We start from the raw sequence: 13,158 nt of genomic DNA, 5'->3' as shown, positions 1-13,158 counted from the left end.
AAAGCTGGCCGCAAAATTGCCAATAGACGCTGGGAAGCGATTTTTTCACCTTAGCTTGCCCCTCTTTCCCCTTCTTACTTCTTCCCACTCTCTTACCATGCACAAGTATCTGTTGTTGCTACTGGCCCTCTGGCTGGGGGTAGCCAGCCAATCGGCCCAGGCCCAAACGCTTTCGCCGCTCGGCATCTGGACCAATGCCGAAAAGAAAGCCACTTTCGAAATCTATAAGTGCGGCGATAAGCTCTGCGGTAAAATCGTGACCCTGACCGTACCCAACGACCCCGCCACCGGCAAGCCCAAGCTCGACACCAAAAACCCCGAACCCAAGCTGCGCACCCGCACCCGCCTAGGCATGGTCTTTATGGAAGGCTTTAGCTACGACGGCGACAATAAGTGGGACAACGGCAAAATCTACGACCCCGAAAGCGGCAAAACCTACTCGTGCTACATGAAGCTGGAAAGCGCCAACACGATGGAAGTAAAAGGCTACGTCGGCTTTTCGCTCATCGGCAAGTCGCAGACCTGGACCCGGGTAAAATAAGCTCGCCGGCGCCGGCCCTACCGCGCCCCTGAGAGCGCCTTTCCTGACCGGGAAAGGCGCTTTTTTTTAGGTAAGGTCGCGGCCGGGCCGAAACTATTTGCCCTAGGCAGTGTTCTCCCGGCAGTCCGGCTTATCGGTTTTCTCTAGGGTGTTACACTTCCTCCAACAGCTTTTTGGGCGGCGCGCGGGCGCCGATGCGGCGGCCGCCACCTGGCAGCCCGCCCAGCTCGCTACGCCCGCCCAGGCGCAGCGACACGCGAGTTGGGTAGCCGAGCAGGTGTACCGCAATTGGCTGGGTCCCTACTACAAGGCCTACCACCTGCGCAAGGGCGGCGCCGGCGGCCGGCGGGGCCTGCGCGTGGAGCTGCTGCGCGAAGAAGCCCGCCAGGGCGCGCTCCTGTTTTATGACGACAGCATCGGGCCGGGCAACTTTGGCCACCTCTACGAGCTACTGGGCGAGCGCCTCACGGCCCTAGGCTACCACCGCGCCTGCCACGACCAGCGCCAGCGCCGCCGCGGGCAGCACCACGAAACCATTCGCAAGCAGCTCTTCAAGCCCAACCCCACCGACTGCGCCGCCAGCGGCCGCTGCGACCAGCGCTACGGCTTGGTAACGCTGGACCTGGTGAGTGTAAACGACGAGCCCCTATTCATTCGCCTGAGCAACAACCCCGTGCGCGAGTCGCACTTCACCGCGCCCAGGTCGTTTGAGGAGCTGCTGACCACCCTACTAGATGCGCCCGCCCCCGACGTGGCTACCAAGGCGCGCATTGCCGAGTACTGGGAGTAGCTGGCGCCTCCTGGGGCAACTCGGCCTCTTGGCCCGCCTCTTTTTCGACCTAGGGCACTTCTCGGTTAGATTTTAAAAAACAGCCCCGGTCTGATTAGGCCGGGGCTGTTTTTTTGAGGTAGCGCCTTTCTGGCGGAATGCTACTTTACCTCTACAGTGAAAGTACTTTGCTGCGAGTAAATAAGTGACTTAGGGGGCAGGTTAGCCGTTTGAGGATTGACCGTAACCTGCTGGCAGTACAAGTCATAATTATTGGCCTGCCCCCCGTTTACGATAAAATACATTTCTTCAATAGCGGCTTTCTGCTCCCGGCCCTGCGCATCGGGCGGCAGTTGCATAAAGAGAAGAATATAACCGTAGGCGCGGACTCCCCCCGATAGCACCAGCATCAACGAGATGGCCAGGATACCCCGCTGAGTAGGTATTAAGCCAAATTTAGCGTGATAAAAGTGCCCATCATACACTGGCTCGAATCTACCCGTGAAGCTGCCACCGGCGCCAGCCTTTCCCGTGCGGGGTACCACTTGCAAGGTAGACGCCGCCCCCGTCGAGGTTTGCCCATTGCCGTGCAAGAAAGTAGCGGCAAAAGCGGTGCCCAGCGCCATATCCTGCGGCCGGATGCGGTAGCGCCGGTTGCTATTGAGGTCAAGAAGGGAGTCGTAGTAGTGCGCCTCCACCCAAAGCGTATCCTAGGTCGCGGGTAGCAAACTGGTTGTCGTTGCTGAGGAACGACAGCCCGGCTTGGCCATGGCCGCTGGTGAGGCCATAAAAACTGCGAATAAACCAGAAAAGAAGGCAACAAAAGCCAGATAAAATTCAACAGCCAGTAGCACCAAAAGCCTTGGCTAGCTTAAATTTACTACCGTGCGCCCACTAGCGCCCGCCCCGAATAAATAGCGTAGTCGCTTGCTGTAGTTACGTGGCCGGCGGCCCAGGTAGTTTCTTTCCCTTTCCCCCAGCTTTATGGCCTTGACCACTACTTTATTGCGAACTACTACCGGCGCCCCAGCCGGGCGGCGCTGGCTGCTGTGGGTGCTGCTATGGCTGGGCACTACGCCGGCCTGGGCCACCCACATCGTGGGCGGCGAACTGGACTTGCAGTACCTGCAGGGCGATACCTATCAGCTCTCGATGAACCTCTACTTCGATGCCATCAACGGCAACCCGGGGGCGCTGGATAACTCCTTCACGGCGGGTATTTTCGATAAGGCCACCAACCGGCTGATAACCAGTGTAACGCTGGACCTCGTCAACAATACGTTTGTCAGCTACACTTCGCCGGCCTGCGCAGTGGGCTCGCTCAGCACCCGGCAGCTGGTGTACCGCAACCGCGCGCCGCTGCTGCTGCCAGCCGCCACCTACGGCAGTGCCCAGGGCTACTACGTGGCCATCGAGCGCTGCTGCCGCAACAATGCCATCAGCAACATCGTGAACCCCGGCGCCGCCGCCCAAGCGTTTTACCTGGAGTTTCCGGCCGTGGTGCGCGGCGGGCAGCCATTCCGCGATTCCACGCCCCGCATTTTCCCACCGCTGGCCGACTACGCCTGCGTGGGCGAGCTATTTTACTACGACTTTGCGGGCCAGGATGCCGACGGCGACTCGCTGGCCTACGACATGGTGACGCCCCTCAACGGGCATACCACGTCCGCCCAGCCTACGCTCCTTAACCTCACCAACAACGTGCCGCTGCCCGGCCCCTACCAGCCCATTACCTGGAATGCGGGCCTGAGCGCCAGCAACCAGATACCCGGCGCCCCCACCCTCACCATCGGCGCCCGCACGGGCCGCCTCACGGTGCGGCCCACCCGCGTGGGGCTATTCGTGTTTGGGGTGCGCTGCCAGGAATACCGCCGGGGCGTAAAAATCGGCGAAACCCGCCGCGATTTTCAGCTGCAAGTACTGGTTTGCCCCCGCAACAACGCGCCCAGCGTGACGGCCCTGCCCGGCACCAGCGGCAGCGTGACCTACCTACCCGGCCGCGATACACTGCGCCTCGTGCCCGGCGGCTCGCGCTGCCTGCGCCTGCGCTTCACCGACCCCGACGCCAGCTCGCAGCTCACCCTCAGCCTGCGCTCGGTGAATTACACCGGCACGCTGCCCACGTTTTCGAGCACCATCTCGGGCCTGGTGCACAGCCCCGGCCAGCCCGATACGCTGGTGGCCACGCTGTGCTTTCCCGACTGCGTCGATACCCAGGGCAAGGTTAACTTTCTGGAAGTCATAGTAGCGGATAATGGCTGCGCGCTGCCCAAGCGCGATACCGTGCGAATAGCCCTGCTGGCCATCCCCAACCCCAACGCCCTGCCAACCCTGACCACCACGGCCGGCACCCCGCTGCCGCTGCGCGTGCGGCTGGGCCAGACCCTAGGGTTCGACCTGCTGGCCACCGACCCCGACGGCGACCCCATCACTTACGCCCTCAGCGGTACCAACGGCTTCGCGCCCGCGGCCCTGGGTGCCACCCTCACGGCGCAGGCCCAGGCCGGCACCCAGCGCGCCGCGCGCTTCAACTGGCCTATCAGCTGCGCGGCCGTCACTGACCCGCCGGGCCAGGTGCGCGAGCTGGTATTTACGGCCACGACCGTGACGCCCTGCGGCGTGCGGCAGGCGGCCCCGCCGATTACCATCCCGGTGATAGTGGATTACAGCAACGCCCCGCCCGCGCTGACCTCCACCTTTCCGGCCGACTCGGCGGGCGGCCCGCCGCTGGTGCGCGTGGCCCTGGGTCAGGCGTACACGGCCAGCCTCACCGGCACCGATGGCGACAAGGACGTGCTCGTATTGAGCGCTACGGGCCAGGACTTTAACCTAGCCGACGTGGGCATGCGCTTTACGGCCCCGGCCGGGGCGCCGGGCCAGGCCAGCGGCACCTTCACCTGGCTGCCCACCTGCGATGGCGTGAGCGTAACCAACGGCCAGGCCCGCGAGTTGGTGGTCACGTTTCAGCTGCAAGAGAGCACCTGCCGGCCCCAGCCCCGCACCCGCACCGTGCGCTTTGCGGTGGCCCAACCCGTGGCCAAGGAGTTTCTGCCACCCAACATTATCACGCCCAATGGCGACGACAAAAACCAGTTCTTCACCCTGGCCGACCTGCCGCCCGACTTCTGCGACGCGCGGTTTGCGGGCGTGAAAATCTTCTCGCGCTGGGGCCGGCAGGTGTACGAATCCGGCGACCGCAGCTTCCGCTGGGCCGGCGATGGCGTGGGCGGCACCTACTATTACCTCATCACCTACACCACTGGGCGGCGCTACAAAGGCTGGGTCGAAGTAATGCCCTAGGGCCCCGTAGCGCAGACTGTTAGTCCGCGAGTCATAACGCTGCTTGGCACCCGCGGACTAACAGTCCGCGCTACGGGGACAATAGCATTCACTACCCGCAAGACTCAACGACGAGGTGTATCACACCGAAAAAGGCCACCCGTTGGGGTGGCCTTTTTAATAGTATCGCAAGAGGAAATTCACTTCTATTACAACCTTAACTAGCTATAGGCAAAATACTGCACCCTAGAAACTAATACATGAACAGAAACACCGCAAACAGCACCAGCCAAATCACATCCACGAAGTGCCAGTACACCGTCACGGCCTGGAGCTGCCGGCGGTGGTAGGGGTTACGGATGAAGACCAGCGTGCGCACGCCATCGCGGGCGGCGTGCCGTGCCCGCAGTAGCAGGACCAGCAAATACAGCATCCCGCCCACGATGTGGGCAATGTGCACGCCCGAAATAAAGTAGATGTAGGTGCCGCTGGGCGCATCCTGAAAAAGCACGCCCTGCTGCGTAAGCTCGTGCCAGCCGGCCAGCTGCAGGCCGCAGAAGATGCTGGCCAGCACCAAAGTAGCGACCAGGCAGCGCACCAGATTGGCTAGGTCATCGGCCCGGTACAGGCGCTGAGCCTGCCCCAGCACGTAGGACGAAACCAGCAACACGATGGTGCTGAGCGAGAAGTAGCGCGGAAACGGGCGCCCGCTCGGCGCCCCGCCGTCTTGCAGCCGGGTGAAGACGTACATCATTACCAGGACCGTAAACAGCACCCCGATGCCCGCCAGCGCCAGGTAAACCATGAGCAGCAGCGGCGGCACGCGCTCCATGCGCCCAAAGGCTGAGCTACCGGCGGGTTGGCGACCCGCCCCTATCTGGCGGCGTTCATTATCAGGCGTTTTCAAGCAAAAAATACGCGTCGAGTGAAGAAAGAAATCCGGCAGGAAAGTAGCCTCAGTAAAGCTAACACCTGGCGTAGTAGTAAAGCTTTTGCCTAGGGGTTAAGTTGCCGACACAGCCGCTTTTGCCCTAAAATTCCTGTTGCTTTTACTTCTTTCTTCTCGTTGCCCGGCAGAGCCGGCGGCGGCTCACGTTTCGATGAGGCCGAAGGCGCGCTCGGGGGCTTGGGTTTCCTGCTGCGCAAACTCGGTGGGGGTGTGGGCGGTAAAGTGCTTCACATCGCGCACCAGGTGCTGGTAATCGTGGTAGCCCGCCGCCAGCGCCACGCTCAGCCAGTCGAGGCCGGGGTGGGCATTGTGGAGCTTGATGGCGTGGTCGAAGTGTGTGATGCGGCCAAACAGCTTGGGGCCCACGCCGAGGCGCGCCACGCTGTTGCGGTAGTACTGCTTCACGCTCAGGCAGGCGGCGCTGGCCAGCTGCTCCACCGTCGGGCGCCTTAGCACCCCAAAATGGCCGGGGTCAAGCAGCAAGCGGTTGACCTTATCAATCGGCAGCAGCTCGTGCCGGCGCCGACGCACCAGCTGCAGCAAAAAGGCCTCCACGATGGCCGTCATTTCGGCGTACTGGTCGGTGCCGCCTAGGCGCTCGGCCACCCGGCTGATTTCGCGGGGAAACACCGCCTCCGCATCCACGAAAGTATTGGTTAGCTCGCTCATGGGCAGCCCCGTGAGCCGATGCAGCGCGCCCGGCTGAAACACCACTTGCAGCACCAGGCAGTGGCGGCCCACGTGCCGGTGGGTCACGGCCGTGGGCTGGCCGATGAGCGCCACCCGGGGCTTGGCCACCAGCTGGCTGCTGCCCACGTAGCGCACCGCCTCGGGGTCGCGCAAGTAAAAGGCCAGGCAGTTCTCGGGGCGGGGCCAGTAGGGCTTCACCGGCAGCGCGGCCGCCGAGGCCGAGAAGTCGAAGTGAATGAGCTGAAGCAGCCGCACGTACTCGCGCAGGGCTGGGCTAGGTAAGAAGTAGTGGAGCAGCATCTTATCGCAAGGCTGGTTCCTTCAAAGCTAAGGGCGGGCCCACTACTTTCATACCGTGCGCCTGGTGCAACTGCTGCATTGCGGCCGCCGTGGGCGGGCCCTGGAGTCGGCTCACGGCCGAGAAGAACTGCTCGAGCGTGCCGGCGGGCTGCACCTGGTATACGATTTTGCCGGTGTCCGTGAGCTGCAGCCAGGCGTGCGGCACGTTGCGCGGGCCAAAGACCGTGTCGCCGGGCCGGGCGGTAAACTCCTCGTCGCCCACCCGAAACAAGTACTCGCCCTCCACCACGTAAAACAGCTCATCCTGCTCGAAGTGCACGTGCAGCGACGGCCCTACCCGCTGCGTGCCCACGTACTCGAACACGGCCAGGGCGCCGCCCGTATCGCGGCCCGACACCTTCAGGTCGTTGGGGTTTACACCCCGAAAGGGCGTTCGCTCGCCGAAGCGGCTCGCGCCCGCTTTCACCACAAAAAGCCTAGTGGCCCGCCCGGTGGCCGGGGGAGCGGCTTGTACTAGGTGGGCGGCCCCCAATGCCGTAGCAACGGCGGTGGCGGTTACGAATCTGCGGCGTTGCATAGCTAGCTGGGGTTGGTGGAAAGCTACGCAAAGGTGCCGGGCGCGGGCAGCGCACTAGTGGTAAGAATCGGGCGTTTTCGGCCCGGTTCTTACCAGATTTAGTTATGTATGGTGCGTGAACAAGCACCGAAATTGCCTGTCTTTGCGAGCGTAGCGAAGCAATTGCATTTGTTCAGCCGCCAGCTAAGTACGCTTGCTTTGCTGTGCTTATGCTTGCAAGGACAATCACTTTGGTATTAGCTACCCAAATGCCCAGTAAAAAAGCAGAGCTCCCCGGCTGGCGTGGGTAGGCGGCGCCTGCTCGCGCTTCGTGTAGTAAACATCTTCTACCTAAAAAACGACCCTATCTTACCTAGCACGGCGCTGAGCGTAATTTTGGGGCTGTCGCGGTCGGGCAGGCCAAACAGAACGTGGGTTTTTCCCGCCACGCGCAGGTCGAGCACCAGCCCTAGGGTGCGGCCCAGGTCGTGCAGCTCCTGCAAGGGGTCGGTTTTGGGCTTGGGCCGCTTGGGAGCGCCGGGCGGCTGCGGCGGGCCGCTCGTAATCAGGTCGAGCACTTGCTGGCTCGGCACGTTCAGGATGAGGTAGGAGCCGGAGCCGGCGAGCTGGATTTCGTGCCCGCCCGGCCAGGTCAGTATCAGCCGGGCATCTATGTCCAGGGCCTTAGCCACGCGGGTTGGCGGGGTCGGGCACGGGCGAAATAACCGGGGCAGCGCTGATGCTCAGGCCACTAGCCGGGGCGTCGCCCTTGGTGCGGATGCGCAGCGTACCGTTGAGGCGCCAAGTGGCGGGCGGGCCGGCCGGGTTTAGTTGGTTGGGTACTTGCAGCTCCATTTGGTCGAAGCCGCAGTTGAGCTCGAGGCCGCCCGAGAGGCGCGTGAGCAGCGAGGCGGCCGTATCGGCCCAGGAAGGTTGGTCAGCCATTGGGGTGAGTGGGTGAAAAAGTGAGGTGTTGAAGTAGGGAGAAAGTGAGGTGGTGAGCGGCGCGCTTTTGCTGAAAATGAAGCCGAGCGGCCGGCGTAGCGGACGGATTTTCCGCGGTAGCAGCGCAAATATGCATCAGCCCTACGCGCCGCCACCCGCCAATTCGCCCCTTCACCTGCTTGCTCCCTCACTTTTTTGCCAAACGCAACCGCCGGGCCGGGGTTGCCGTTGCGGCAGAAGGCGTATTTTTGCCAATCTCATTGGGTTCTGCCTATCATTCTCTTTTACCATGAAATTCTTCGCCTGGTTTGCCGTCGCTACCATCGCCATCCTGCTGCTCGCCCGCTTTATGCCCAAAACGCCCAGCGAGCCCATCATCCCGACCGAAATGAAGGAATCGCAGGGCAGCCCCGAGAGCGATAAGAACGCGCCGCCCGCCCGCACCGAAGAGGAAGGCCGGCAAGATGCCCAGCAAAAGCAGGGCAGCTCGACACTCGTAGTGCCCGGCTTCCGCGCCGCCCTGGCCTAGGGCCACTCGCTAAGTCGTTGAAAAACGTCCGTCATGCTGAGCTTGCCGAAGCATCGTGGCTGGTTACGTCCGGAATAGTACTCCCACGAACCAGCTGCGATGCTTCGGCAAGCCCAGCATGACGGACGTTCTATTTTCGCTTTTCATCGCCAGCTTTTCCACCCCGACTACGCTACCTGCCTCGCCCCACTCTATGGACCCGCAATCCCGCATTCAGGAGCTCACCCAGCGCCTGCACTACCTTAACAATCAATACTACCAGCACGATATTTCCGAGGTTTCGGACCAGGAATTTGATGCGATGCTGGCCGAGCTCAACCAGCTCGAAAAAGCCCACCCCGACCTGGCCCCGGCCAATTCGCCCACCCAGCGCGTGGGCGGCACCATCACCAAGCAGTTTGCCACCGCCCAGCACCGCTACCCCATGCTGAGCCTGGGCAACACGTACTCGGAGGACGACCTGCGCGAGTTTGACGAGCGCGTGCAAAAGGGCCTCGAAGGCGCGCCCTACAGCTACGTGTGCGAGCAAAAGTTCGACGGCGTGGCCATGAGCCTGCACTACGCCACCGGCGAGCTACAGCAGGGCGTGACGCGCGGCGACGGCACCCGCGGCGACGTGGTGACGGCCAACGTGCGCACCATCCGCACGCTGCCGCTGCACTTGCGCGCCGGCTTTCCGGCCGATGTGGAGGTGCGCGGCGAGGTTTTCATGCCCAACCAGGTCTTCAATGACCTCAACCAGGAGCGCGAGCAAAACGGCGAAGCCTTGCTGGCCAACCCCCGCAACGCGGCCAGCGGCGCCCTCAAGCTGCAAGATTCGGCCCTGGTGGCGGCCCGGCGCCTGCGCTTCTACGCCTATTCGGTGCTTACGCCGGGCCGGCACTTTACCAGCCACAGCGAGAGCCTAGAGGCTGCCAACGCCTGGGGCCTGCCCGTCTCGCCCACCTGGCGGCGCTGCGCCGACCTAGGCGAGGTGCTCGCCTACATCCACGAGTGGGCCCAGAAGCGCTTCGAGCTGCCGGTGAACACCGATGGCATCGTTATTAAGGTCGATAACCTGCGCCAGCAAGACCAGCTTGGCCTCACAGCCAAGAGCCCGCGCTGGGCCATTGCCTACAAATACCCGACCGCCGCGGCCCGCACCGAGCTGCTGCGCATCGAGTACAACGTGGGCCGCACCGGGGCCGTGACGCCGGTGGCCCACCTCACGCCCGTGCCGCTGGCTGGCACCGTGGTGAAGCGCGCCAGCGTGCACAACGCCAACCAGATAGCGCTGCTCGACCTGCGCCTCGGCGACATGGTTTTCGTAGAAAAAGGCGGCGAGATTATTCCCAAAATCACCGGCGTCGACTTCGCCGCCCGCCCCGCCGGGGCCGAGCCCATCCGCTACCCCAGCGAGTGCCCGGCCTGCGGCACGCCGCTGGTCCGCCCCGAGGGCGAGGCCCACTACCGCTGCCCCAACGAGCGCGGCTGCCCGCCCCAGCTCAAGGCCCGCCTAGAGCACTACGTATCACGCAAAGCCTTGAACATCGACGGCCTGGGCGCCGAAACCGTGGGTCGCTTCTTTGACCTAGGGCTGGTAAAAACGCCGGCCGACATCTACGACCTGCCCCAGCGTCGCGCCGAGCTTATCGGCCTGGAGCGCCTGGGCGAGAAGTCGATTGACAACCTCATCGCGGGTATTGAAAAGAGCAAAACCGTGCCTTTCGAGCGGGTGCTCTTCGGCCTGGGCATCCGCTACGTGGGCGAGACGGTGGCCCAAAAGCTGGCCCAGCACTACCGTACCATGAGTGCCATCCTGGCCGCCTCGGCCAAGGAGATGGCCGACGTGCCCGAAGTCGGCGGCGTCATTGCCGACTCGATGGCCCTGTGGAGCCAGCAGCCCGAAAACCAGCACCTGGTGCAACGCCTGCAAGCCGCCAGCGTGCCGCTCGAAGTAACTGGCGAGCCACCCAAAGCCGTGAGCGACCGCTTTGCGGGCCTCACCTTCGTGCTATCGGGCGTGTTCGAGAACTACAGCCGCGAACAGCTGCAAGATCTTATTCAGCAGCACGGTGGTAAAATCACGAGCTCCATCTCCAAGAAGCTGAGCTACCTCGTGGCCGGCGAAAACATGGGCCCCGCCAAACGCGAAAAAGCCACTATGATGAAAGTGCCGATTATTTCGGAAAACGAATTGCTGGCGCTGCTACCAGTGGATTAGATATTTCGCGCAGTGTTAAGAGCGCAGGGTTTCGCAGTGTTCTTACGTAAGAAAACACTGCGAAACCCTGCGCTTTAAAACCCCGCAATACTGCGCGAAACCTTATTTCGTAAAATCGGGCACTACCTCCACAAACATCGGCGAGGGTAGCTGCACCGACTGGCCCGTAGGCGTAAGCTTACCGCTTTGCTTGTCAATCTGATACGTAAAAATATTACCCGAATTTTGGTTAGCCACCAGTAGCACCCGGCCGCTGGGGTCAAGGGCGAAGTTGCGCGGCGTTTTACCCTGCGTGCTCACGTGCTGCACCAGCGTCAGGTGGCCGCTGCCGCCATCCACGGCAAAGACGGCGATGCTGTTATCGCCCCGGTTGGAGGTGTACACAAACCGCCCGTCGGGCGACACGTGCACGTCGGCCCCCGAGTTGTCGCCTTGCTGGTAAGAGCTGGGCAGCGTCGTCAGGCTCTGAGTTTCCTGGAAAGTGCCCGCCTTGGCATCGTAGGTGAGCGCCGTCACGGTCGAGCCCAACTCATTCTCTAGGTACGCCCACCGGCCATTGGGGTGGAACGTGAGGTGGCGCGGCCCGGCGCCCGGCTTGGCCGCGAAGGCTACCTGGCCCGGCCCACCCAGCTTGCCGTGCGCGGGGTCGAGGCGGTAGCTGTACACCTTGTCGGTACCTAGGTTCACGGCAAAGGCGTAGCGGTTGGCTGGGTCGGCGATGATGCAGTGCGCGTGGGGATTATCCTGGTTTTTGTGGGTGCCTAGGGGGCCCTGGTGCTGGTCGCTGTCGGTGGGCGGCGCCACCTGGCCGTTGGCCTGCCGAGGCAGCATGGCCACGTTGCCGGTCGAATAATTCGCCACCAGCACGTTCTTCTCCGAGCGGTCGAGGCTAATGTAGCACGGCGACGCGCCCAGCGAGGGCTGCTGGTCGAGCATCGTCAGCGCGCCGGTGCGCTGGTCGATGGCCAGCGCGCTCACGCCCCCGCTGTTGGGCCGGCCTTGGAATGACTGCGTTTCGCTCACCGCGTAGAGGTAGCGGTGGCCGGCGTCCATGGTGAGGTAGGTGGGCTGGGCGCCGCCCTTCTGGGCACTCACCGGCGTGAGGGCGCCCGTGCCCGCATCGAGCCGGTAGAGGTAAATGGTGTTCTCCTGGTCGGAGGTCACGTTGGTACCCACGTACACGAGATAGCCATTGGTAGTACTAGCACTGGTGCTAGCTGGGCGCGACGTGGCGCAGCCCGCCGCGAGCCCCAGGGTAACCAGCCCGAGGGTACTCAAGCGCAAAAAATTAGGATGGGAAGTAGAATTAAAGAACATGACAAGGGGAAGAATGAGGCTAGGCCGCTGGCTCAACCAGCGCGCTTTCAAGCGCCTAAAGCTACGGGCTTTGGGTTGATTTCGGCACTTGCGGCGGGCGGCAACGTGGCAGTCGTAAGCTGCACCATGCTAGTTTTGCGGCCGTAAGCCCAGCCATAACAGCATTGTTTATTAACTCGTTAGCCTAGGCTCATTACACCTTTAGTTTTTGACTCATGGCAGACCAACAGCAATATGCCCTCATTACGGGTGCCACCAGCGGCATCGGGCGCGAACTAGCCAAACTCTTCGCCCAAGACCACTACAACCTCATACTCGTAGCCCGCAACTCCGACGAGCTCGGCCAAACCGCCGCCGAGCTCCAGCAGTATGGGGTGCAGGTCCAGACCATCGCCAAGGATTTGTTTGAGCCCCAGGCGCCGTTTGAGGTTTACGAAGAAGTGAAGGCCCTAGGTATTCAAATTGATGCCCTGGTCAACGACGCGGGCCAGGGCCAGTACGGCGCGTTCACGACTACCGACATCCACCGCGAGCTGGATATTATTCAGCTCAATATTGGGGCCTACGTGACCTTTACCAAGCTGTATTTGCAGGAAATGGTAGCTCGCCAGAGCGGCAAAATTTTGCAGGTATCGAGCCTGGGCGCCGAAATTCCGGGCCCGCTCCAGGCGGTGTACCACGGCACCAAAGCCTTTGTCACGTCCTTCACCGAAGCCGTGCGCGAAGAAACCAAGGACAGCGGCGTGACCATCACCATCCTGGAGCCGGGCGTCACGGATACCGATTTCTTTAATAAAGCTGACATGGAGCGCGCCAAAATCGTGGCCGAAGGCAGCAAAGCCGACCCCGCCGAAGTGGCCAAGGATGGCTACGAAGCGCTGCTGGCCGGCAAAGACAAAGTAGTGTCGGGCTTTATGAACAAGGTGCAGGCAGTCATCGGCAACCTACTGCCCGACAACGTAGTAGCTGCCCAGATGCACAAGCAAGCCGCGCCGGTAGACGGCGACGAGCGCTCGCAATAGCACAATGCTATATTAAAACAAGAAAGCCCGGCTTCACCAGCCGGGCTTTCTTGTTTTA

Annotated in this window: 13 protein-coding genes; 6 read left to right on the top strand and 7 right to left on the bottom strand. The window is 62.4% G+C overall.

Going from position 1 to position 13,158, the window contains the following annotated elements; translation table 11 throughout:
• The first annotated feature begins 97 nt into the window (after window positions 1-97).
• Window positions 98-541: a DUF2147 domain-containing protein gene (locus ACFSDX_RS10240; RefSeq protein ID WP_382313272.1), complete on the top strand. Its 444-nt coding sequence runs from the start codon at window positions 98-100 to the stop codon at window positions 539-541.
• Window positions 542-689: 148 nt separating this feature from the next.
• Complete coding sequence (locus tag ACFSDX_RS10235) at window positions 690-1,331, top strand: hypothetical protein (RefSeq protein ID WP_382313271.1); 642 nt, start codon at window positions 690-692, stop codon at window positions 1,329-1,331.
• A gap of 140 nt (window positions 1,332-1,471) precedes the next feature.
• On the opposite strand, the gene ACFSDX_RS10230 is transcribed toward ACFSDX_RS10235, so the two are convergent.
• The gene (locus ACFSDX_RS10230; RefSeq protein WP_382313270.1) at window positions 1,472-2,008 is read right to left on the bottom strand and encodes a hypothetical protein; all 537 of its coding nucleotides are present in this window, start codon (window positions 2,006-2,008) and stop codon (window positions 1,472-1,474) included.
• A 307-nt stretch (window positions 2,009-2,315) separates the two neighbouring features.
• On the opposite strand from ACFSDX_RS10230, the gene ACFSDX_RS10225 reads away from it, so the two are divergent.
• The gene (locus ACFSDX_RS10225) at window positions 2,316-4,610 is read left to right on the top strand and encodes a T9SS type B sorting domain-containing protein (protein WP_382313269.1); all 2,295 of its coding nucleotides are present in this window, start codon (window positions 2,316-2,318) and stop codon (window positions 4,608-4,610) included.
• Window positions 4,611-4,842: 232 nt separating this feature from the next.
• Here the strand turns inward: ACFSDX_RS10225 and ACFSDX_RS10220 are convergent, their stop codons facing one another.
• The 5 genes from ACFSDX_RS10220 to ACFSDX_RS10200 form a co-directional block, all read right to left on the bottom strand.
• Window positions 4,843-5,496 (bottom strand): cytochrome c oxidase subunit 3, encoded by a 654-nt coding sequence (locus ACFSDX_RS10220; protein ID WP_382313268.1) that lies wholly within the window; start codon window positions 5,494-5,496, stop codon window positions 4,843-4,845.
• 183 nt (window positions 5,497-5,679) lie between these two features.
• The gene (locus ACFSDX_RS10215; protein WP_382313267.1) at window positions 5,680-6,528 is read right to left on the bottom strand and encodes a helix-turn-helix domain-containing protein; all 849 of its coding nucleotides are present in this window, start codon (window positions 6,526-6,528) and stop codon (window positions 5,680-5,682) included.
• Window position 6,529: 1 nt separating this feature from the next.
• Window positions 6,530-7,105, bottom strand: a complete 576-nt coding sequence (locus ACFSDX_RS10210; protein ID WP_382313266.1) for a cupin domain-containing protein — start codon at window positions 7,103-7,105, stop codon at window positions 6,530-6,532.
• A 326-nt stretch (window positions 7,106-7,431) separates the two neighbouring features.
• A complete protein-coding gene (locus ACFSDX_RS10205) occupies window positions 7,432-7,776 on the bottom strand; it encodes a hypothetical protein (RefSeq protein ID WP_382313265.1) in 345 nt (114 codons plus the stop codon).
• Complete coding sequence (locus tag ACFSDX_RS10200; RefSeq protein ID WP_382313264.1) at window positions 7,769-8,029, bottom strand: hypothetical protein; 261 nt, start codon at window positions 8,027-8,029, stop codon at window positions 7,769-7,771. The genes ACFSDX_RS10205 and ACFSDX_RS10200 overlap by 8 nt, the downstream gene beginning before the upstream one ends.
• Before the next feature lie 289 nt (window positions 8,030-8,318).
• On the opposite strand from ACFSDX_RS10200, the gene ACFSDX_RS10195 reads away from it, so the two are divergent.
• Both ACFSDX_RS10195 and ligA read left to right on the top strand, forming a co-directional pair.
• A complete protein-coding gene (locus ACFSDX_RS10195; protein ID WP_382313262.1) occupies window positions 8,319-8,558 on the top strand; it encodes a hypothetical protein in 240 nt (79 codons plus the stop codon).
• A 193-nt stretch (window positions 8,559-8,751) separates the two neighbouring features.
• Window positions 8,752-10,761 carry an NAD-dependent DNA ligase LigA gene (ligA, locus tag ACFSDX_RS10190; protein WP_382313261.1) on the top strand — a complete coding sequence of 670 codons (2,010 nt, stop codon included), beginning with the start codon at window positions 8,752-8,754 and terminating at the stop codon, window positions 10,759-10,761.
• Window positions 10,762-10,863: 102 nt separating this feature from the next.
• Here the strand turns inward: ligA and ACFSDX_RS10185 are convergent, their stop codons facing one another.
• The gene (locus tag ACFSDX_RS10185; RefSeq protein ID WP_382313260.1) at window positions 10,864-12,078 is read right to left on the bottom strand and encodes a lactonase family protein; all 1,215 of its coding nucleotides are present in this window, start codon (window positions 12,076-12,078) and stop codon (window positions 10,864-10,866) included.
• Between the two features lie 215 nt (window positions 12,079-12,293).
• On the opposite strand from ACFSDX_RS10185, the gene ACFSDX_RS10180 reads away from it, so the two are divergent.
• On the top strand, window positions 12,294-13,100 hold the full coding sequence (locus ACFSDX_RS10180; RefSeq protein WP_382313259.1) for an SDR family NAD(P)-dependent oxidoreductase: 807 nt from the start codon (window positions 12,294-12,296) through the stop codon (window positions 13,098-13,100).
• Window positions 13,101-13,158: the final 58 nt, after the last annotated feature.

The sequence above is a fragment of the Hymenobacter bucti genome, from assembly GCF_042681145.1.
Classification (GTDB): Bacteria; Bacteroidota; Bacteroidia; order Cytophagales; family Hymenobacteraceae; genus Hymenobacter; species Hymenobacter bucti.
The sequence above is the reverse complement of the archived record's forward strand: the minus strand, read 5'-3'. Positions and strand labels throughout refer to the sequence as shown.

Bases quoted from the DNA above. Each gene is read 5' to 3' on its own strand.
- ACFSDX_RS10240 (WP_382313272.1), top strand. From the start codon at position 98: ATGCACAAGTATCTGTTGTTGCTACTGGCCCTCTGGCTGGGGGTAGCC.
- ACFSDX_RS10215 (WP_382313267.1), bottom strand. From the start codon at position 6,528: ATGCTGCTCCACTACTTCTTACCTAGCCCAGCCCTGCGCGAGTACGTG.
- ACFSDX_RS10210 (WP_382313266.1), bottom strand. From the start codon at position 7,105: ATGCAACGCCGCAGATTCGTAACCGCCACCGCCGTTGCTACGGCATTG.
- ACFSDX_RS10200 (WP_382313264.1), bottom strand. From the start codon at position 8,029: ATGGCTGACCAACCTTCCTGGGCCGATACGGCCGCCTCGCTGCTCACG.
- ACFSDX_RS10195 (WP_382313262.1), top strand. From the start codon at position 8,319: ATGAAATTCTTCGCCTGGTTTGCCGTCGCTACCATCGCCATCCTGCTG.
- ligA (WP_382313261.1), top strand. From the start codon at position 8,752: ATGGACCCGCAATCCCGCATTCAGGAGCTCACCCAGCGCCTGCACTAC.
- ACFSDX_RS10185 (WP_382313260.1), bottom strand. From the start codon at position 12,078: ATGTTCTTTAATTCTACTTCCCATCCTAATTTTTTGCGCTTGAGTACC.
- ACFSDX_RS10180 (WP_382313259.1), top strand. From the start codon at position 12,294: ATGGCAGACCAACAGCAATATGCCCTCATTACGGGTGCCACCAGCGGC.